At 30.5% G+C, this 21,018-nt stretch carries 14 protein-coding genes and 1 riboswitch; of the genes, 5 read left to right on the top strand and 9 right to left on the bottom strand.

Going from position 1 to position 21,018, the window contains the following annotated elements:
- Positions 1-111: 111 nt before the first annotated feature.
- The 3 genes from DMR38_RS12035 to DMR38_RS12045 all read right to left on the bottom strand — a co-directional run bounded on the left by DMR38_RS12035 (position 112) and on the right by DMR38_RS12045 (position 5,090).
- Positions 112-1,185 carry a 2,3-butanediol dehydrogenase gene (locus tag DMR38_RS12035; protein ID WP_127721550.1) on the bottom strand — a complete coding sequence of 358 codons (1,074 nt, stop codon included), beginning with the start codon at positions 1,183-1,185 and terminating at the stop codon, positions 112-114.
- 189 nt (positions 1,186-1,374) lie between these two features.
- Positions 1,375-3,315 (bottom strand): sigma-54-dependent Fis family transcriptional regulator, encoded by a 1,941-nt coding sequence (locus tag DMR38_RS12040; protein ID WP_127721551.1) that lies wholly within the window; start codon positions 3,313-3,315, stop codon positions 1,375-1,377.
- Between the two features lie 212 nt (positions 3,316-3,527).
- The gene (locus DMR38_RS12045; protein WP_127721552.1) at positions 3,528-5,090 is read right to left on the bottom strand and encodes a ClC family H(+)/Cl(-) exchange transporter; all 1,563 of its coding nucleotides are present in this window, start codon (positions 5,088-5,090) and stop codon (positions 3,528-3,530) included.
- Positions 5,091-5,340: 250 nt separating this feature from the next.
- Here DMR38_RS12045 and DMR38_RS12050 point away from each other — a divergent pair, with 250 nt between their 5' ends.
- Both DMR38_RS12050 and DMR38_RS12055 read left to right on the top strand, forming a co-directional pair.
- Positions 5,341-6,066, top strand: a complete 726-nt coding sequence (locus tag DMR38_RS12050; protein WP_127721553.1) for an ABC transporter ATP-binding protein — start codon at positions 5,341-5,343, stop codon at positions 6,064-6,066.
- Entirely contained in the window at positions 6,059-7,723 is a 1,665-nt protein-coding gene (locus DMR38_RS12055; protein ID WP_127721554.1) for a transporter, read from the top strand. Before DMR38_RS12050 ends, DMR38_RS12055 begins: the two co-directional genes overlap by 8 nt.
- Before the next feature lie 52 nt (positions 7,724-7,775).
- On the opposite strand, the gene DMR38_RS12060 is transcribed toward DMR38_RS12055, so the two are convergent.
- The 4 genes from DMR38_RS12060 to DMR38_RS12075 all read right to left on the bottom strand — a co-directional run bounded on the left by DMR38_RS12060 (position 7,776) and on the right by DMR38_RS12075 (position 15,453).
- Positions 7,776-9,041: an efflux RND transporter periplasmic adaptor subunit gene (locus DMR38_RS12060; RefSeq protein ID WP_127721555.1), complete on the bottom strand. Its 1,266-nt coding sequence runs from the start codon at positions 9,039-9,041 to the stop codon at positions 7,776-7,778.
- A 3-nt stretch (positions 9,042-9,044) separates the two neighbouring features.
- Entirely contained in the window at positions 9,045-12,185 is a 3,141-nt protein-coding gene (locus DMR38_RS12065; RefSeq protein ID WP_127721556.1) for an efflux RND transporter permease subunit, read from the bottom strand.
- A gap of 33 nt (positions 12,186-12,218) precedes the next feature.
- On the bottom strand, positions 12,219-12,677 hold the full coding sequence (locus tag DMR38_RS12070; RefSeq protein WP_127721557.1) for a MarR family transcriptional regulator: 459 nt from the start codon (positions 12,675-12,677) through the stop codon (positions 12,219-12,221).
- Between the two features lie 358 nt (positions 12,678-13,035).
- Positions 13,036-15,453, bottom strand: a complete 2,418-nt coding sequence (locus DMR38_RS12075) for a VIT and VWA domain-containing protein (protein WP_127721558.1) — start codon at positions 15,451-15,453, stop codon at positions 13,036-13,038.
- A 366-nt stretch (positions 15,454-15,819) separates the two neighbouring features.
- Positions 15,820-15,879: riboswitch (Fluoride riboswitch) on the top strand.
- Positions 15,880-15,927: 48 nt separating this feature from the next.
- On the opposite strand from DMR38_RS12075, the gene DMR38_RS12080 reads away from it, so the two are divergent.
- From DMR38_RS12080 to DMR38_RS12090, 3 genes are all read left to right on the top strand, one after another.
- The gene (locus DMR38_RS12080; protein ID WP_127721559.1) at positions 15,928-16,383 is read left to right on the top strand and encodes a CrcB family protein; all 456 of its coding nucleotides are present in this window, start codon (positions 15,928-15,930) and stop codon (positions 16,381-16,383) included.
- Between the two features lie 27 nt (positions 16,384-16,410).
- Complete coding sequence (gene crcB, locus DMR38_RS12085) at positions 16,411-16,773, top strand: fluoride efflux transporter CrcB (protein WP_127721560.1); 363 nt, start codon at positions 16,411-16,413, stop codon at positions 16,771-16,773.
- A gap of 284 nt (positions 16,774-17,057) precedes the next feature.
- Complete coding sequence (locus DMR38_RS12090) at positions 17,058-18,290, top strand: IS256 family transposase (RefSeq protein ID WP_127721009.1); 1,233 nt, start codon at positions 17,058-17,060, stop codon at positions 18,288-18,290.
- A gap of 350 nt (positions 18,291-18,640) precedes the next feature.
- On the opposite strand, the gene mnmA is transcribed toward DMR38_RS12090, so the two are convergent.
- A complete protein-coding gene (gene mnmA, locus DMR38_RS12095; RefSeq protein ID WP_127724049.1) occupies positions 18,641-19,717 on the bottom strand; it encodes a tRNA 2-thiouridine(34) synthase MnmA in 1,077 nt (358 codons plus the stop codon).
- 32 nt (positions 19,718-19,749) lie between these two features.
- The gene (gene nifS, locus DMR38_RS12100; RefSeq protein WP_127721561.1) at positions 19,750-20,919 is read right to left on the bottom strand and encodes a cysteine desulfurase NifS; all 1,170 of its coding nucleotides are present in this window, start codon (positions 20,917-20,919) and stop codon (positions 19,750-19,752) included.
- Between the last annotated feature and the right edge of the window lie 99 nt (positions 20,920-21,018).

The raw sequence follows: 21,018 nt of genomic DNA on the forward strand, positions 1-21,018 counted from the left end.
ATATCTAAGTATATCATTATTTTTATATAGATGTTAATTTGCAACAAAAAAAAATGAATTCAAACACATAATTTGTTGAATTCATTTTTTTATCAATTTTACAAGTACTTTTTACAATAATGACTTATCAGGAGTTACAATTATTTTTACGTGCTTTTTCTTTTCAGGTCCTGTAAGTGTTTCAAATCCTTCCTTTACAATGTCATCAAGCACTATTCTCTTTGTAATATATCCGTCTGTGTTTATCCTTCCATCATTCATAAGTGCTATTGTAGAAGGAAATTCATGTCTATATGCAAGAGTACCAACTACCTTCTTTTCTGTAAATACAAGATCATTTGGATTGATTTCTGCATTTTTCTCCCATACGCTGGTTATTACCGCAGTACCTTCATATTTTAAAGCTTGAATTGCCGTATTAATCCCTACATTTGCACCTGTTGTTTCAAAAGCTGTATCTACACCCACGCCGCCTGTAAGTTTTTTAATTTCTTCAATTACATCTACCTCATTTGGATCTAAAACTACATCTGCTCCAAATTTCTTAGCATATTCCTGTCTTACAGATTTTCTCTGAAATACAATTACAATTCTTGCCCCTGCTGCCTTTAAACACTGAATAGTTGCAAGTCCTATAGGTCCTGCACCTAAAACCAAAGCAGTATTTCCTGTAGTAAAGTTTCCAACTCTTAGAGAATGAAGGGCAACTGCCATAGGCTCAACAAGTGCAGCCTTCTCATAGTCCATAGTATCTGGTATCTTATGGACAAAATCTTCAGGAAATACTGTATATTCAGCAAATCCACCACCGCTTCCACAAAGTCCATGAAATCCCAAGGCTTCACATAAATTATATTTTCCTTCAAGACAAGCAGGACACTTTCCACAAGCAACTATAGGTTCTACAATAACTCTATCTCCTGCCTTAAATTTTGTAACCTTGCTGCCTATTTCAACTACTTCACCTGAAAACTCATGTCCTAAAACTACTGGTGCTGTACTCTTGCTTAAAGGATGTGGTGTACCTACTGGAATAAATATAGGTCCTCCTAAATATTCATGTAAGTCAGAACCACATATACCACACCATTTCACTCTAATTTTTACAGCATTTTCTTTTACCTTAGGTTCTTCAATTTCCTCTACTCTTACATCTTTTTTATCATACCACAATACAGCTTTCATAATTATCTCTCCTTTTTATAATAGTATGGCAATATTAAAGTTTACATATACCTGTTAATATATTCACTATATTTTATAAGCAAAAGTCATACCAAAAGCAAAGAAGCTGTTAAAAATGCATTCAAAGGTACTATGTGTCATTATGGTACATAGTTAGTGTCCTATTTTGAAAATTCTATTTTTTTCTGGTCATTTTGACACACTTTTTATTCCATACTTTTTCATTTTTCTGTACATGGTAGATCTACTGATATTTAAAGATTTTGCAGCTTTTAATATATTTCCCTTACACTTTTCAAGTGCATTTTCAATGTTTTCTTTTTCTAAAACATCCATTGGAAGCACGCTAATATTTACTGGATCGGAGTAGACATTTTTTTCATAAACTTCTTTTTCTAAATGATCCAAAGGAACCATCTTATCCTCACTTAAATAATAATCCCTCTCTATTACATTTCTAAGTTCTCTAACATTTCCAGGCCAATCATAAGCTTTAATCTTTTCTATGTATGCTTTTTCCACTACTTTCTTCTTGCACAAACTTTTAGAATTCAATTCTTCCATAAAATATTTAATTAAAAGCTCTATGTCTTCTTTTCTTTCCCTAAGTGGGACAGTTTTTATATTCATCACACTCAATCTATAGTAAAGGTCACTTCTAAAATTTTTCTTTCTAATTTCATCCTTAAGCACCCTGTTTGTAGCTCCTATTATCCTTACACTTAGCTGTTTTTCATAAGTTCCTCCAACTCTTGTAATTTTATTATTATCAAGAACCCTTAAAAGCTTTGACTGTATATCAAGGGGAAGCTCTCCTACTTCATCCAAAAAAATAGTTCCTCCATCTGCTAATTCAAACTTTCCAGGCTTTCCTTGCTTTAAAGCTCCCGTAAAAGCTCCTTTTTCATAACCAAAAAGCTCACTTTCTACAAGTTCTCTAGGTATAGAACTACAATTTATAGCTACAAAAGGGCCTTCACATCTTTCACTATAATTGTGAATAGATTGAGCTAAAAGTTCTTTTCCAGTGCCACTTTCCCCTTCTATTAAAATATTGCATTCACTTCTTGCTGCTTTTTTAGCAAATTTTATTATTTCTTTCATTTTAGAATTAACAGTAACTATATCGTCAAATTTATAGGAAGCCGTATATCCCATAACTTTTTTAACAAGCTTGTGATAATATTTACATTCTCTAAAAGTTATAACTATTCCCATTATTTTATTTTTCACTTTCATTGCCAATACACTTATAAGGCATTTGATTCTACTACCTTCGACATAAAAATCACATTCTATATCATTACAATTATCTGCCCTGCCATTTAATATATTTTTAAAATCCACATTATGTATAATACTCGTAATATTCAATTTTATTGCTTTTTCACTCTTCATATTTAAAATATTTAATGCCTTATCATTTATCTTCTTTATATTTAATTTGTTATCAAGTACAATCATGCCTTCTGTTACTGAGTCAAAAGTGGTATTCATAAGTTTATTTGAAATAGTAAGATCAAATTGAGTTTCTATAGCGTGAGCTGCTACTGTAACAATACCCAAAGTATGCAAATGCGCATCATAATAATTTCCTGACATATTAATACACCCTACTACATCCCCATCTTCACTGTGAATAGGTGCTGCAGAACATGTCCAAGAATGCTGTTTTACGCCATAATGTTCTGCTCCAATAGTTTGTATCGGCTTGTCCAAATACAGTGCAGTACCTATAGCATTAGTTCCTACTTCCCTTTCCGTCCAGAGAGAACCTACTACAAATTTCAATTTATCTGCTCTTTTCAGTATTTTACTATCCCCTAATGATTCTATAACATATCCTTCTTTATCCACTAACATAATTACAAATCCAGACCCTGCTACAATATCATATAGGCTTTTTACTACAGGTTTTGCAATAGAAATTAGATCTTCATTTTGTTCCAGTCGATAAGTAATACTGTCTCCTGTAAGAATACTATTTCCTCTACCGTTTAAGGGATCTACTTCATAATTTTTGCACCTTTGCCAGGATTCAGCAATTTCAGGCCGTACTGCACTATTTAAATATCCTTCTTCTATAAAATCTTTCCAGGCCTTAGCTATAAATTTTATATAGTTTTCCATAAGCATCACCTAATTAATTAAAAGTTTTTCCAGTAAAATTTCATATATTGGTTCAGACTTTAATATATAAGCAGTCAAATAAGAAACTACTGCAATAATAGTATTATATAAAAAGGGATTTTATTACATAATACTACATATTTATTATTGATTAATATTTCCATTAAAAAAACTATAAAAATAATGTTTTCTCAATAAAAAACTAAAATATTCTACTTTATTAGATACCTTTCACTTAATTTTATCATTTCTTTTCTCACATTATTCTCATGAACTTTATCTACAATCACCATTAAATAGTCTCCACAATAGATAACTGTATTACCTTTTGGTATTATCTCTTCTTCTCCTCTTTTAAGCATTACAATAAGAGCTTTTTCTGGAAATTTAACTTCCTTTATTTTTTTACCTTCAATAAAAGATCCCATACAAACTGGTATTTCAAGCATGGTTTTTCCACTTTGTTTTTCATTTTTTTCATTTTTCTGAAGCATTTTTCCAAGTAAAAGTTCATATACAGGTTTTGAATTTATAACATCTGACACAACATAAGAAGTTATACTTACAACTGATGCTGATAAAAGGTTGGTAAAAGAACCTGACATTTCTGTAATAAGTATAATTCCTGTAATTGGAGATTTTACAACAGCTGAAAAATATCCTGCCATCCCAAGAATCATAAAATTATTTATATAACAATTTTGTAATCCTAAAAAAATATGAATAAATTGTCCATAAATATTTCCTATGAGTGCACCTATAACTAAAAGAGGCAAAAATATACCCCCTGGAGCTCCAGAGCCATAAGATGTCATTGTAAATAAAAATTTTCCTACAAGTATTAAAATTAAAATTCCAATAGTAAAATTAGATTTTGTAAGAGAAATTACAAAATCATTTCCACCTCCTAAAATCTGTGGAAGTATAAGTCCTACTACACCTGCTATTAAAAAAGCAACTATTGGTTTTGTTTTTGAATTAAGCCACTTTTGAGAATTATATATATCCTGGAATTTCAAAAGTGAATAATTAAATACCCAGCCAAATACAGCAAGTATAACTCCAAGTATTATTATATAAATATAATTCTTAAGTGGCATAGCTATTATATTTTTAAAATTAAAAACTGGATTAGCTCCCAAAACTTCTCTAGCTATAAAATCAGAAGTTATGGAAGCTGTTAAGGCTGACATTAAAATTATGGGAGAAAAATTTTTATGAATTTCTTCTAAAGCAAATATACATCCTGCAAGAGGTGCATTAAAAGCTGTTGCAAGTCCTGCACTAGCACCTGATGTTATTAAAATTTTCTTTTCTGCATCATCTTTTTTTAATATCTCTCCAATTCCTTGTCCTACTGCCGCACCTATTTGTATAGAAGGTCCTTCTCTACCAAGAGATAATCCTGCTCCAATGGATATAACTCCTCCTACAAATTTACCTAGTATTACTTTCCACCAATTCATGCTGAACCGTCCTATTAGTATTCCTTCTACCTGTGGTATTCCACTTCCAGAATTCATAGGATTTTTATGTACTATGGTTCCAACCATATATCCCGAAACTATAAGGATTATTACCCAAATGGGTATAAACCATATATTTTTAAGCTCAAATGAATAAATAAAACGAGCAAATTGTATAGCTTTTTCCAACAAATATCTATAAGATACACATATTATTCCAGAAATAATTCCCACAATTATACTTTCCATAACTATTTTTATTCTAAAATCATGCCAATTTCCTATTATATCTATAGTATTCTGTTTCATTTTAATCACCTACCATTGTTTAAAATATTTACGGTTTCATTTTACCACAATAATAAAGCTTTTAAAAATAGAATACATATTAGACGTAATTTGCTTTTAAGTAAATTATTAAATATAATACTAATATAACACTGTACTACAGGTTTTCTAACTTGAAAATTGGCTTATGTGCAAAGATATTTCTACAATATAGTATAAGTTTAAATTTCAGTTGGAAACTCTATATTTAAAATATAATTGGAGGAAAATTATGATTGAATTATTAGGGGTAAACAAGAGCTACAATTCATCTTCAAAAGCAGTAGACAATCTAAATCTAAGTATACCCGATGGAGAAATATTTGGATTTATAGGTCCAAATGGTGCTGGAAAAACTACCACCATAAAAATCATGACAGGAATAATAAAAGCAGACAGTGGAACTGTAAGAATAAACAACATAGACATAAATGAAAAAACTATAGAGGCCAAATATCAATTTGGTTTTGTACCTGACAGCCCGGATATGTTTTTAAGACTTAAAGGGATAGAATATTTAAATTTCATGGCAGATATATATGGAGTTAAATCTGAAGAAAGAAGATCTAAAATTAAAAATTTATCCAAAAGGTTTGAAATATCAAATGCTTTAGGTGACCAGATTCAGAGTTATTCCCACGGCATGAGGCAAAAAATAATAATTATAGGTGCTCTAATCCACAATCCAAGTGTTTGGATATTAGACGAACCTATGACAGGACTTGATCCTAAATCCTCCTATACATTAAAAGAAATGATGAAAGAACATGCAAGTGCAGGAAACACCGTATTTTTTTCAACTCATGTTTTAGAAGTGGCAGAGAAATTATGTGATAGACTTGCAGTTGTAAACAAAGGCTCCCTCTCATTTTCCGGAACTTTTCAAGAATTAAAAAATAAGTTCAATGAAAATGAAAGCCTGGAAAATATTTTCTTGGAGATGACTGGTAATGAATAAGTATATAGTTTTAACTAAAGTATTGTTAAAAAACGGAAGTAATTCTGCAAGTATGAAAAAAAATAATAAAATTAGAAAAGCAGCCCTTTGGATAATCATTTTACTGGCTCTCTTACCTACTATAAAACTATTTTCTCTTTTTGTGTCCTCAGCTTATGACTATCTCTACAAAATAGGTCAACAGGGCTTAATTTTATCTCTTGGCATATCTTTTACAAGTATATTTATATTCTTCTTCGCCATACTTTACTCTATAAATGTACTATATTTTTCAAAAGATATAGACCTTCTGCTGCCACTGCCTTTAAAGCCTTGGGAAATTCTACTTTCCAAGTTCACTGTAATACTCATATATGAATATCTTACTGAAATTTTTATACTACTTCCTATTTTGCTAGTGTATGGATACAAAAGCAGTGGGGGACCACTTTATTTTACATACAGTGCAGTACTATTTTTAATAGTACCTATTATACCTATAGCTGCAGCTTCAATTTTAAATATGATAATAATGAGCTTTACAAATATAGGCAAACACCGTGATATATTAAAAATTTTAGGTGGAATTTTTGCAATGTTATTTGCAATAGGTTTAAATGTAGTACTTCAAAAAATGACTGTATCATCCCAAAATTATGGAAACATATTCAGGATGATAAATGAAGGAAACAATTCTCTAGTATCTCTTTCAAACCGGTTTTTTCCAGGGAGTACATTGTCTGCAAGTTCTCTAGTATATAGTTCAAACTTTAGGGGATTTGAAAACTTAATTTTATTTATAGTGTTAAATATTCTTGTAATTTTACTATTTTCAGTACTCGGTCAATATTTGTATTTTAAAGGTGCTCAAGGCGGCAGTGAAATTTCTGCAAAGAGAAGAGAACTGGATTATTCAAAATTAAATAAAACTTCCTCTACAAATTCTAAGTTTAAAGCTCTACTACTTCAGGAAATTAAATCTATTTTCAGAACACCCGTGTATTTTATGAATTGCATCTTAGCAAATATTATAATACCTATTGTACTTTTTATACCATTTTTAGTTCGACCGGATTCTTTTCACGAATTAAATGTTCTAGTGAATATTAAGGTAACCTCAACTACTACAATGATTTGTATCGTAATATCTCTAGCTGCAGGATTAATTTTGGGAGCTTCCAATTCCATAACTTCCACAGCCATATCAAGGGAAGGAGAAAACATATTTGTAAAAAAATACTTACCAGTTTCCTACAGTACTCAAATTATGGCAAAAGTGATTTCTGGTGTTCTTGTTGGAATTACAAGCATATTTCTAATCTTAATAGGATTGACTTTACTTGTAAAACTGCCTATATACTTCTCAGTTATTTCACTTTTAGTTAGTTTTATAGGAATACTGCTTACCTCCATGACTGGAATTTTAATTGATTTGAGATTTCCAAAGCTGCACTGGGATAACGAAGTAAAAGCTGTAAAACAAAATTTCAATACCTTTATAAATATGATAATTAGCTTTATATTCACAGGTATATTAATATTTTCAATGATTAATTTTTACAGCTACATAAATGAAGTCGCTGTCTTGGGACTTTGCATAATAATAGCAGCAAATTTTATACTGTATAAAGCTGTAAATTCAAAGGGAATCTCTATGTTTGAAAATATAGAAATATAAAATATTTATAAAAAAAGTATGTAATCAATTAAGATCACATACTTTTTTTATATTAATCTATTACTTTAACTTTATCTCCGTTATTTAAGAATGTTTGTCCCGAAGTTATTATCTTATCACCAGCTTCTATGTTAGAAGATGTTATTTCAGTAACTTTATCGTTTGAAAGTCCCGTAGTTACAGCTATTTTCTTTACTTTATTGCTCCTTACTGCAAACAAATATGGGACTCCATTTTCAATTTTTACAGTTTCATTGGGTACTGTCATTACATTATTTTTAACCTGATCAGGAAATGACACTTTTGAATACATTCCTGATGTTAACCTCGCATCTGAATTAGATATTCTTACTTTAATCAGATATTGCTGAGTTTTGCTGTCTGCATTAGGTGTTATAGTATCTATAGTTCCTGTCAATTTTTTACCTGAAAGAGAAGGAATTGTTACAGGTATAGACTGTCCAACTTTAATTTTTGAAAGCATAGAATCTGGCACATTTACTTCAGCCATAATTGAACTTGAATTTACTATGGTTACGGATGCCTGAGCACCTGAAGTAATTTCTCCCTGGTGTATATTCACAGCAGATACAACACCAGAAATAGGTGATTTAATTACAGTATCATCAATTTGACTTTGAATTGATTTTAATCCAGCTTGTGCCTGATTTACTTGAGCCTGAGCTACTTCCACCGATTGAGGTCCAACTTTTTGCCTGGTCAAGTCTAAGTTTTGCTGTGCTGCAGAAAGTGAAGCTTCTGCATTCTCCAATTTTGTAGTAGCATTGTCTAAATCCTGTTTTGGTGCAGCCCCTGCAGAATATAAGCTTTGCTGCCTATTATAACTATTTTTAGCATCATTATAATTTATCTGTGCCGTATTTAATGCCTGCTGCTGCTGCACAATCTGCTGTTCAACTCCAGAACTTTTAGTTTTATCTAGATTTGCTTTTGCAGATTGTATACTTGCCTGCTGCTGTTGAAGCTGTGCCTGCAGTGAAGTTGAATCAAGAGTAAAAAGTATATCTCCAGCTTTTACAGTACTACCTACTTTTACGTTTAAATCTTTAACTTTGCCTGGTGTTTTAGGAGATATAGATACATCTTTATCTGAATTTAATTTTCCCGAATAATCTACAGTTGTTGTCAAAGAATCTAATTTTGCTTCAGCAACATTTACATTTTGAATTTTATTTTGTGACTCTACTTTTTTATTTTTAATTACGTTATGAACTATAGCAGCTACCATTAAAACTACTAATAAAACAACTACTATCTTTACAATATTTTTTTTGGATTTTAAAACGCTAAATTTCATAAATTACACCTCCTGCATTTCTGGCTGTTTTTTTCTTTTTTTAAATATACGATTCTTCAAATTGTCCATCATCAAGTAAATTATAGGTAATATTATAGGAGTAAAAATAGTTGATGCAATCATTCCTCCAATAACTAAGACAGCCATACTTGATTTCAATTCACTGCCTTCACCTATAGATAAAGCTGCTGGCAGCATGCCCACAATCATAGTTAAAGAAGTCATCATTATAGGTCTTAATCTTCTTTCACCAGACTCAATTAATGCTTCTCTTAAACTATATCCACGTTTTATGAGAGTATTAGTATAATCAATCAATAAAGTACCATTTTTAGAAGCTAATCCATCAAGCATTATAAGTCCTATTAAGGACATCATATTTAAAGTTTTACCCGTAATAGCAAGTATTCCAAAAGCTCCAACAAGTGCACAAGGCAGTGACAACATTCTTATAAATGGTGTTAAGAAGGATTCGTAAAGTACAACAAGTATCATGTAAATAAGTATTAATGATACTCCCAGTGCTTCTCCAAGAGAAGTAAAACTGTCTCCCATACTCTTCTGATCCCCACCAAATTGAATTTTATAACCTTCTGGTACAGATAGTGACTTTAATTTTTCACCTATCTGCTGACTTATAGTTCCAAGAGACCTTCCTTCAATATTTGCAGAAACTGTAGCTACATCCTGTCTATCCTTTCTGGATATAGATTGCGGGCTATTAGTTCTTACTATAGATGCAACTTCACTTATTGGTATAGATTGTCCAGATTGACTTAACACTTTTATTCCACTTATATCTGAAGGAGTTTTTATGTCACCATCGTGAAATTTCACTTTTATATCATAATCATCATCACTAGTACTATATGTCCCAGCAGAAGAACCTTGAATTGCTGTCCTAAGTGTAGATGATATATCTGATATGGATACACCATATTGTGCTGCTGCTAACTTGTCTATTTTAATTCTAAGTTCGCTTTGACTTGCATTTGTAGAATTACCTACATCTGTAATTCCCGGAATACCTTTTATTATTTGCTCTACCTTATTTGATATTTCAGTTACAGTGTCCGTATTATTTCCTAATATTTCAATAGATATAGGCTTACTTGAACCTGATCCTCCAGCTTCGGATTCACTCACAGAGAAATCTGTTCCGGCTAAAGTTGCATTTCCCCATTTTCTAACTTGTTTTGCCACTTCAGTTTGAGATCTTTTTCTATCATTTTTAGGATAAAGAGTTACATACATAGTTGCAGAATTTGAAGAACTATCCATCATTACGCTGCCACTCATAGACCCTACCATGGAATAATATGTACTAACTTCAGGTACACTATGTAAATAGTTTTCTACTTGTTTAACTTTCTTGTCCATTTCATTTAAACTGGTTCCAGAATCAAAATTCATGCTTATACTAAAATTACTCTCGTCTGTAGTTGGCATAAGTTCTGTTCCTATAGCACCTATAGGTATCAATGCAATAGTCGCTACTAATACCACTGCACTTATGGCAAGTACCCTTTTTCTATGATCCAGACACCATATAAGAAATCTTTTATAGTTAGCTGTTATATTATCCATAGAATTTGAAATTCCATTAAGTATTCTATAAAATATGCTTCGTTTAAATTTACTTTTTAACATTCCTGATTTTGCTTGTCTATTTTCTTCTGTTTTAAGAAGTCTTGATGCCAGCATAGGAGTTATAGTAAATGCTACAAATAAGGAAAATAGCGAGGCAAAAACTATAGTAAGCCCGAACTCCCTAAAGTAAGTTCCTACCATACCTGTCATAAAGCAAACAGGAAGATATACAACTACATCACAAAGAGTTATGGCAATAGATGCAAGTCCTATTTCTTTACGTCCATCTATAGCTGCAGATTGTGGATCTTTTTTCATAGCCAGATGCCGCTGTATGTTATCTAGTACAACAATCGAGTCATCTACAAGAGTACCTACACAAAGAGATAATCCCATAAGAGACATTATATTCATAGTAAATTTCATAACATACATCATAAAGAAAGTTGCAATAAGAGACGTTGGTATGGCTACAAGTATTACAAGTGAAGATCTCCAGCTTTTTAAGAATATTAGTAAAACTAGAGCAGTTGTTATTACACCTTCTATTAAAGTATGCTTTATTTGAGAAATAGAAGAATTTATAAACGTAGTACTGTCATATGCTGTATCCAATCTAATATTAGATGGCATATCTTTTTTTAACCCGGCAATTTCCTTTTTAACATTGTTTACAACTTCAACTACATTTGCATCACTTTGCTTTTGTATACTTATTCCTATAGTATTTTTTCCATTCATTCTAGTACGTTGATCTTCTTCAGGATATTCTAAGTTTATATCTGCTATATCTCCTAAACGAACAGTAGCATTTCCTGAAGTCGGTATGAGCAAATTTTTTACTTCATCTACACTTTCAAATTTACTTATAACTCTTACAGATTGATTTAATTTGTCCTGCTTTATCTGGCCTGCAGGCATATTTATATTATCTGACTGCAGCTTAGAAGTTAAAGTATTTAAATTTATACCATAAAATTCTACCGCAGATTTATTTAATTTTATTATCAGCTGCTTTTTTTGTATTCCTTCAAGAGATACATTTCCTACACCTTGAACTTTTTTTAGAGCCTCAGTTATATTATTTGCCTCATTGTAAAGTTCATCATAAGATAAGTTTCCAGATACGGATAACATTAAAGCAGACATAGCACCTGTATCTAGCTTAAATAAAATAGGCTTATCTGCATTTTTAGGAAGTTTACCTTGTGCATTATCTACAGCTTTTTGTACATCTAGAAAGGCTGTATTCATATTTGCGCTAGATTTGAATATTATAGTAGTTTGTCCCATTCCTTCTCTAGCTGTAGAATTAATTCTATCAATGCCGCTTATGCCTGCAACTGCATCCTCCATAGGTTTTACGACATCCTTTCTTATGTCTTCTGAACTGGCACCAGAATAAGTAGTTGATATAGAAATTACTGGTATGTCCATAGAAGGCATAAGATCTGCGCCAAGATGTGTATATCCAAATATACCAAGCCCTAGCAAAAACAATATAACCATGGTTATTGCAGCTGGCTTTTTTACAGATAGTTCAGTTAAGTTCATTTTTCTCCTCCTTTATAACAATATAGCAATCTATTATTTTCTATTTTTATACTTTTGGAGAGCATAATTCAATTTTAAAAAGCTTAAGCTCATATTTTTTAAATCATCATTATTCAACTCCGAAAGTGCTTCTGCCAAAAATCTAGATTTTATTTCACCCATTTTTTTTAGGAATTGCTTTCCTTTATCTGTCAAAGATATCATAACTACCCGCCTGTTGTCTTCTGGTCTAAACCTATGTATAAATTGGCTTTCAACTAATTTATTGCTTAAATTTGTAACAGCTGAAGGAGTTATTCCAAGTTTTTCAGCAAGTTCACTAACTTTGTAGGATTCACTTTCTTCAAATAAATATAAAAAGAACAACTGCGAAATAGAAAGTTTTTCTTCATAATTTATCTCATTCATTACAAATCTACTTATGATAACAAAATTATATAAGCCCTTTTTTATATCTTCAATAAGTGATGATTTATCTTTTTCACAGTTCATTAAAATTCTCCTTTACTACCCTACATACTATAGAAAGGTTTAAAATTTAAACATTTTAAACTTTAAATATTTCATACATACATAAATACATAATGTAAATTATATATTTATATTTTATAAATATCAATGATTTATTAACAAATTTAATATAATATTAAGAAAAATACTCCAGATATATTTTCTGAAGTATTTCCTTAACATTACTATTTATATGAATTTTGCCTTAATATTCTCTCCTACAACTTAAGTTTAAGTGTATGCAAAATATCAATTATCTGCACATAATCAAACCAGGGACTATTATTACTATATTATATCAATCATATTTTATCAATATGATACCACCTAATGATTCTTTTTAATTCTTTAGTGCCTTAAGTACTGCAAGTTTTGCCATATTAAATATGGAATTTCTCTCCTCAACTATAGTTATTTCTTCTTCTATATATTTTCCATCTTCACTTGATTTAAAAAGAGATGCTACATTTCTTTTAAATGAATTATCCATTAAATTCTTTAATATGTGCTTTGTATCCTCTTTAGGATATAAATTTTCACACAATTTCTCTATTATATGATCAACTTTTAAAACATATTTGTCCTTTAGTATTTTCTTCTTCTTTATATTATTCAGTGCCAGGATAGACATCTCTAAAATATCATCTCTCACATTAAAATCAACCTGATCATAACTGTCACATATAAAAGTTGCAGCTTTATTTAATTGATTTGTATATATGTCTATATTTTCCCTTCCTATTATAAATGCCAGCATTACCATAGAAGTGGTTTCTATTTTATCCTCTAAATTGCTATCTTCATAATCTACAAAAGCTCCATCTGCAAATTGATTTTTAGCTATTATTCGTATAAGCTTTTCTCTAGTATACTTTTTATCCAAATATGAATTGTCATTGTCATATTCTTTATCTTCTTTATCATTGGTAAAACTTCTATACAAGAACCCACTTTCTAAGTTTTCATTTATTTTTTCACCTAAAGTACTTTCATTTACTTTTATTGGAATTATATTCTTAAGCTGAATGCCAAGTACTGGTTCTTCTCTTAATTCCATCAATATAAAAGTAGTTTCAGGACTTATGAAGCCACTTTTTTTAGAAAGTTCTATTAACTTTCTTTTCATTTCTTCTTTCTCTTGTCCCCTCTGTGCTTTCATATTCATTTCTAAAGATTTCATCTTTTTTCTAGCCCAAACCTTTCTAAGTAAGCTGGCATTTTCCTCTGTGCTAAAATTATCAATATCTATTCTTCTCAAATATTCCTTTCCATCCACATACCCTTTTAGAGTTATTCGTCCCTCTACTTCCCCGGTAACACTTGCAAATATAGAAAAAGGTTCTCTATCATACATATATTCAATAGTCCTTGGATAAGTAGAATTAACTTGTAACCTTCCCCAATCTATATCTATACCGTCTACCTGAGGACTTTGTATTCTATTAAACTGCCTTAAAATCACATCTTCAATTCTTTGACCTATATCTATAAATTCTGCTTTTCCATAACTTTCATGGGCTAACTTATTTAAAAAATAATTATTTGCACAAGAATCTATTCCAAAAGTAAATATTCTATTATCCCCAATATTTTCATTCACATAGGAAAGTATTTTTTCCTCATCCTCTACTGAATCATCTGTAAAAAGAAGTATAGTATTTTCAGATCCTTCATTTTCAAGGCTGTATTTTATCCCTCCAAATATATCCGCATCTTTTTCCGTTTTTAAACTATCTATCCACTTAGATGCTTCTCTTAGTGAATCTGCATTAAACTCTATCAGTCCATTTTGAGAAAAACTAATTAGTTTATTCCCCAAGGCTATCATGTCAAAGGTATCTCCTTTTGATAGATTTCTTATACAAAGTTGAAGTGCATTTTTAGCTTGTTCTAACTTTTCACCTTTCATCGTATCTGAAATATCAATTAAAAATACATAATGTTCTGTAATATCTTCTTCATAAGGATCAAGTTTAGGAATCATTCTCATATAAACTATCCCTTTTTCCTCATCATTTTCCTTATACTCATATATCATTCCATCTGCTTCTAAGGTTTCTCTTTCCCTCATAAACAATATAAAATCTTTATCTGTTAAATAGTAGTTTTCTTCTAAGCTTATTTTAGCTACTGTGTCACCTTCCCTCTCCACCTTTATATTATGATAGGGACACCTAAAATCAACTTTACTTAAGGATTCCACTATTACGTTTACCTTAAATTCAAAGTTCTCTTCCTTAGTTTTTCTTATACCTAATTTGTTTACCAAGTTATCCTTTAGTTCTTCAATTTTGGATCTGTTTCTTATTATCTTAGGTTGTGAAATTGCAGGTATTGTAAGTTTAAATGTACTATCTTTATAATCTAGTTCCTCTATGTAGGAAAGTTTTATTTTAACAGTTTCTCCAGAAATTATTTTTCCTATGCTTATTTTAAATAAGTGGGGACTGAATTCTTCTAGGGAAAAAGTGCTGTCTCCTCTAAGCTTTGCATTTTCATAAATTTGAAGTGCCTTATCTTTTTCTTCAACTACTGCCTTTAAAGTTCTTCCACCTATTTCTGCTTCAAAACCAGATATTATAGCTGCAGCTGGAAGTGGAAAAATGTAAACTCCTTCTATATTTTCATTACTGCAATTTTGATAAATCTGATTTATAAATATCTCACCATACCCTGCACATAAATTTCCATTAATATTAACTTTTTTTAATAAAATTCCCTCATCAATTTTAGTATCTCTGTTAGCATAAGATAACATATGTCCTGACCTCCTTTTCAATTTCACTTTATCTACAAAAATACATATTAAATATTATTTTCCATTAAAAATAATTACTAAATATATATTTACCACATCTTAATAATATATTCATACTAAAAATATCTATTTTGTATTATTATATCATATATATGGTAAATTATTTTAGAAGCTTCTAAAAACAATGGAAGTCTTCCATCCTTTTAAATATATTCCTAATAGAAGATACAAATATAACTTATCCAATTAATATGATACATTACTCTATATAAATTATCTGTAACCATTGTTATGCTTTTGCGTATTTTTTATTTGCAAAAAATATAATATAAGTAGTATAATAAAATGTATATATTGTAGAAATCTATTTTTATAGGTGATGGAGCTCACCTTTAATTGCTTACGGCTGATAGCTCCTACTTTAATCAAAAAGTAGGAGCATTTTTTGTAGCCAAATTCACAGGGGGTATTAAATTGAAAAAATATATTTACATAGGACTGGGTGGTTTTTTAGGTGCAATTTTAAGATTTACATTAGAAAATATAAAAATAAGTACCTATTTAACTTTAATTCCTATAAATACTTTATTTATAAATATAACAGGAGCCTTTATTCTAGCCTTCGTAACCACTGCTACTGTTTATACTTCAGTTGTATCTTCAAATATAAAGTTAGGAATATGTACTGGATTTGCAGGAGCTTATACTACTTTTTCTACCTTATGCAAAGAAACTGTATCACTTATAAATTCAAACCACCCTATTTTAGCTATATGCTATATTTGTATTTCTTTAATTTTGGGACTTGCCTTTGCTTATCTTGGAGAATTTACTTCTATAAAATTAGTTTCAAAATTAAACCTCAACTACTCTGTTGATTTAGATAAATTAGATGATACTGATTATAAAAATAAGGGAACTTCCATTTGAAATATACTACAATAGGAGGACGTAAAAATGAACTTTTTAATAGTTGGAATTGGCGGCATAATTGGAAGCCTAGCTAGATTTTGTCTTGGTAACTTGGTAAATAAAAAATTTAAGTCTCTATTTCCCCTAGGAACTTTTATCATAAATATAACAGGAGCCTTGCTGCTTGGAATACTTAGCAGCTCTCACATTTCTAGAAACTTATATATTCTTTTGTGTGATGGATTTTTAGGAGCCTATACCACCTTTTCTTCCTTTATGTACGAGGATTTTAAACTTTTTCAATTAAAGTATAAATTGCATGCATATACATATGTAATTATGACAGCATTAATTGGACTATCATTCTATGCCCTAGGAACTAGAATAACATACTATGCAGGATTTTAATTGGAAATTAGGCGTTAAGAGTTATTTTAAAAATATTGCGAAACAATATTTTTAATTAATAGTTAATAATGAAGAATTAATAGTTAATGTGAATTTTTTTCCGTTACACTACAAAAAATCTTTGATTAAGTTTTTCATCACTTGCTTTGCTAAAGCAAAACATTACTGGGGATTTAGGGAATGGGTATGGATTTGTGTAAAAACCAAATCTATACCCATTATTTTTGTATAATGGAATGGAAGATTTGGAACAATATTCTTAAATAAATTAGGAGGAGTTTCAAATGAAAGAAATTGAAGTACCAGATATCGATTATAAGGAAGAAGTTAAAAAATGCAAAACTATGGAGGACGTAGTTGGCAGAAATGGTTTGCTGCAGAGACTTTTAAAGGATGTTATACAAAATATGCTTGAGGCAGAAATGGAAGAACTGCTTGGCAGAGAAAAATATCAAAGAAGTGAGGATTCAGAAAATAAAAATTATAGAAATGGATACTCAAAGAAAAGTATTAGGAGCAGTGTTGGTGATGTAAATCTTGATATACCAAGAGATAGAAAAGCTGACTTTGAACCTAAAGTTGTAAAAAAATATGAAACTGTATGCAATGAACTGGATAAGAAAATTATAGGATTATACGCAAGAGGTATGTCTACAAGAGACATTCAGTCAGAACTGGAAGAATTATATGGCATCGATGTATCGCCAACAATGATATCAAAAATAACTGATAAAGTTATGGATTCAGCTGCACAATGGCAGAATAGGGCACTGGATGACGTGTATCCTATTGTTTATATGGATGCAATACATTTTAAGGTTAGGGAAGAAAATAAAATAGTCACAAAAGCTGCCTATATATGTATGGCCCTTGATATGAAAGGATATAAAGATATTTTGGGCATATGGATTGGTGAAGCCGAAGGAGCAAAATTCTGGCTGTCAGTTTGCAATGATTTAAGAAATAGAGGAGTAAAAGAAATACTGATTGCCTGTATGGATGGACTAAAAGGGCTTCCAGATGCAATAAAATCCGTATTTCCGGATGTTAGTATTCAAAATTGTATAATACACCAAATAAGAAATTCTATTAAGTATATAGCTTCCAAAGATAAAAAGGAATTTATGAAAGATTTAAAATGCGTATATAAAGCACCTACTGAAGATTCTGCAATTAACGGCCTGGATAATCTAAAGAAAAAATGGGATCAGAAGTATAGTATAGTAATTGAATCCTGGTATAATAACTGGGATAAGTTATCAACATATTTTAATTACTCACCGGAAATCAGGAAAATTATTTATACTACAAACGCATTAGAGGGTTTCAACCGACAGCTTAGAAAGTTTACGAAGATAAGAACAGTATTTCCAAATGATGAAGCACTTAGAAAATCTCTTTACCTAGCTACTGAGAAAGTCATGGAAAAATGGACTTCTCCATCCCAAAATTGGGGAATGACATTGGCACAATTAACTATTGTGTTTAATGATAAACTAGGCGAAGAGATACTCTAAGATTTAGCTAAAATTTTTATATTTTTTCTTATTTTATTGCATAATTAAGTATATTATACAAACAATAAGAATGTAATATTAATCAGTATTAGTATTACTCAAATATAAAAAAATATAACTGAAAATCAAAATTTCCAGTTATATAAAACTAAATCAAATCTATTTTACACAAATCCATCTATATTCTCCTGATTTATATAAATTTAAAGATTTTTTGCGACAGCTAAAAATCATCCTTCACTATTAATTTTTCATTATTAATTCTTAACTTGCGAAGCTTTGCTTCGCAAAGTTCTTAATATACGTCTTTATTCTATTATACAAGTACCGTATCCTTTTCACTATTAACTCTAGTATAAGCTGTCTATAACTCCTCCACCAACAAGGATATCTCCATCATAAAATACTACAGACTGTCCTTTTGTAATAGCTCTTTGATTTTCATCAAACTCAACCTTAACCCTGTCTTCGTCTATAGCACTTATAAGTGCATCAGCAGGCTTAGCTGAATATCTTATCTTTGCCTGTATCCTCATAGGTTTATCCAATTTTTCAAAAGGCATAAAATTTAATCCCTTTGCAATTAATTTGTTTTTAAAAATATCTTTTTCTCCACCAAGAACAACTTCATTTTTTAGTGGATTTATGTCTATGACATACATTGGAATTCCAAATGCTATTCCAAGTCCTTTTCTCTGTCCTATTGTATAGTAAGTAATTCCTCTGTGCTTTCCAAGAACTTTACCATGTTTATCTACAAAATTTCCTTCTTTCACCTTATTGGGAGCAACTCTTTTTATATAAGAACCATGATCATTATCTGGAATAAAACATATTTCCTCACTGTCATTTTTATTGTGAACTGCTAGACCTATCTTCTTTGCTATTTCTCTTATTTGTTCCTTTTTATAAATTCCACAAGGCATTAAAGTATGTTCTAGTTGAAACTGGGTTAAATTATATAATGCATAGGTTTGATCTTTTTTACTATCCTTTGACTTTTTAAGTACATATCTATCATTTACTTTTTCCACTGAAGCATAATGTCCTGTAGCCACATAATCCGCCCCTAAATCCATAGCTCTTTTTAAAAGTTCATCAAATTTTATGTATTTATTACAAGCTACACAAGGATTTGGAGTTCTTCCCTTTGTATATTCATCTATAAAATAATCTATTACACACTTTTTAAACTCATTTCTAAAATTCATGACATAATATGGAATGCCTAGGTTATATGCTACAAGTCTTGCATCATCTACAGCACTTAAAGAACAGCATCCACCTTCCATTCCTTCATAATATTTATCATCCTGCCATACCTGCATTGTGACTCCTATAACTTCATACCCTTGCTCTTTTAAAAGGTATGCTGCAACGGAACTATCAACTCCACCACTCATACCTACTACTACTTTCTTCTTCATTTTATCACCTATTCTAATCAAAGTATTTTTAATCAATCTTTTATTTGCTGCCATTTTTTATTATTTTCTCTTAATTTTAAAACCGTATTACCTATTTCATTTATAACAAAGTCCACTTCATCTTCTGTAGTATTTGCTCCTATAGTAAGCCTCAATGAACCATTTGCCTGATTTCTTGATAACCCTATAGCTGTAAGTACATGAGATGGTTCTATTGCCCCTGCTGAGCAGGCGCTTCCTGTAGACACACATATTCCGGTTCCATCTAAAGCCATAACCAAAATTTCACCCTCTATAGAATCAAAAGTTACATTTACATTACCTGGCAGTCTATTACTTTTATCACCATTTAGTTTAGTGCCAGGTATTTTTAAAAGTCCTTCAATTAATTTATTTCTTAAATAAGTCAACCTATTACTTTCACTATCCATATTTTTTACAGCAATTTCAATAGCTTTTCCCATTCCAACTATTCCTGCAATATTTTCCGTTCCTGCTCTTCTTCCCCTTTCCTGTGCTCCACCGTGGATTAAACTATCTATCTTAACTCCCTTTTTTATATAAAGAGCTCCCATACCTTTAGGGCCATAAAATTTATGGGACGCCATAGACAATAAATCTATATTCATAGCTTTAACATCAATTTCTACATTTCCCACTGCTTGAACTGCATCCGTGTGAAACAATATTTCTTTTTTTCTACAAAGACTTCCTATTTCTTTTATAGGTTCTATTGTACCTATTTCATTATTTGCAAACATAACAGATATAAGTATAGTATTATCTGTTATACTTTTTTCAATTTCATCTAAATTAACTATTCCATATTCATTTACAGGAAGAAAAGTTACTTTAAAACCATGCTTCTCTAAATACTTACAGGTATTTATAACTGCATGATGTTCTATACCTGTAGTTATTATATGATTTCCTTTACCTGCATTTGCAGATGCAATTCCCTTTATAGCCCAGTTGTCAGATTCAGAACCTCCATTTGTAAAAAATATTTCATCTCTATTTGCATTTATAGCATCTGCTATCTTTCCTCTAGCTTCAGTTATAGCCATTTTACTTTTCCTAGATATGTGATAAATAGAGGAAGGATTGCCAAAATACTCAGTAAAATATGGACTCATCTCTGCTGCTACTTCTGGTTTTACAAAAGTTGTAGCTGCATAATCCATATAGATTTCTCTTTTCATTATTACCTCTCCTATCAAAGTGTACTTTTTATGTAGAAATCATAGTGACATACTATAATATACTATATCATATTTTTAAATATTGCTTTTGTCAACTAT

This window comes from Clostridium sp. AWRP, from assembly GCF_004006395.2.
Taxonomy (GTDB): Bacteria; Bacillota; Clostridia; order Clostridiales; family Clostridiaceae; genus Clostridium_B.

What these genes read in the sequence shown, in the direction of transcription:
- DMR38_RS12035 (WP_127721550.1), bottom strand. Translation starts at nt 1,185, where the DNA reads ATGAAAGCTGTATTGTGGTATGATAAAAAAGATGTAAGAGTAGAGGAA.
- DMR38_RS12040 (WP_127721551.1), bottom strand. Translation starts at nt 3,315, where the DNA reads ATGGAAAACTATATAAAATTTATAGCTAAGGCCTGGAAAGATTTTATA.
- DMR38_RS12045 (WP_127721552.1), bottom strand. Translation starts at nt 5,090, where the DNA reads ATGAAACAGAATACTATAGATATAATAGGAAATTGGCATGATTTTAGA.
- DMR38_RS12050 (WP_127721553.1), top strand. Translation starts at nt 5,341, where the DNA reads ATGATTGAATTATTAGGGGTAAACAAGAGCTACAATTCATCTTCAAAA.
- DMR38_RS12055 (WP_127721554.1), top strand. Translation starts at nt 6,059, where the DNA reads ATGAATAAGTATATAGTTTTAACTAAAGTATTGTTAAAAAACGGAAGT.
- DMR38_RS12060 (WP_127721555.1), bottom strand. Translation starts at nt 9,041, where the DNA reads ATGAAATTTAGCGTTTTAAAATCCAAAAAAAATATTGTAAAGATAGTA.
- DMR38_RS12065 (WP_127721556.1), bottom strand. Translation starts at nt 12,185, where the DNA reads ATGAACTTAACTGAACTATCTGTAAAAAAGCCAGCTGCAATAACCATG.
- DMR38_RS12070 (WP_127721557.1), bottom strand. Translation starts at nt 12,677, where the DNA reads ATGAACTGTGAAAAAGATAAATCATCACTTATTGAAGATATAAAAAAG.
- DMR38_RS12075 (WP_127721558.1), bottom strand. Translation starts at nt 15,453, where the DNA reads ATGTTATCTTATGCTAACAGAGATACTAAAATTGATGAGGGAATTTTA.
- crcB (WP_127721560.1), top strand. Translation starts at nt 16,411, where the DNA reads ATGAACTTTTTAATAGTTGGAATTGGCGGCATAATTGGAAGCCTAGCT.
- DMR38_RS12090 (WP_127721009.1), top strand. Translation starts at nt 17,058, where the DNA reads ATGAAAGAAATTGAAGTACCAGATATCGATTATAAGGAAGAAGTTAAA.
- mnmA (WP_127724049.1), bottom strand. Translation starts at nt 19,717, where the DNA reads ATGAAGAAGAAAGTAGTAGTAGGTATGAGTGGTGGAGTTGATAGTTCC.
- nifS (WP_127721561.1), bottom strand. Translation starts at nt 20,919, where the DNA reads ATGAAAAGAGAAATCTATATGGATTATGCAGCTACAACTTTTGTAAAA.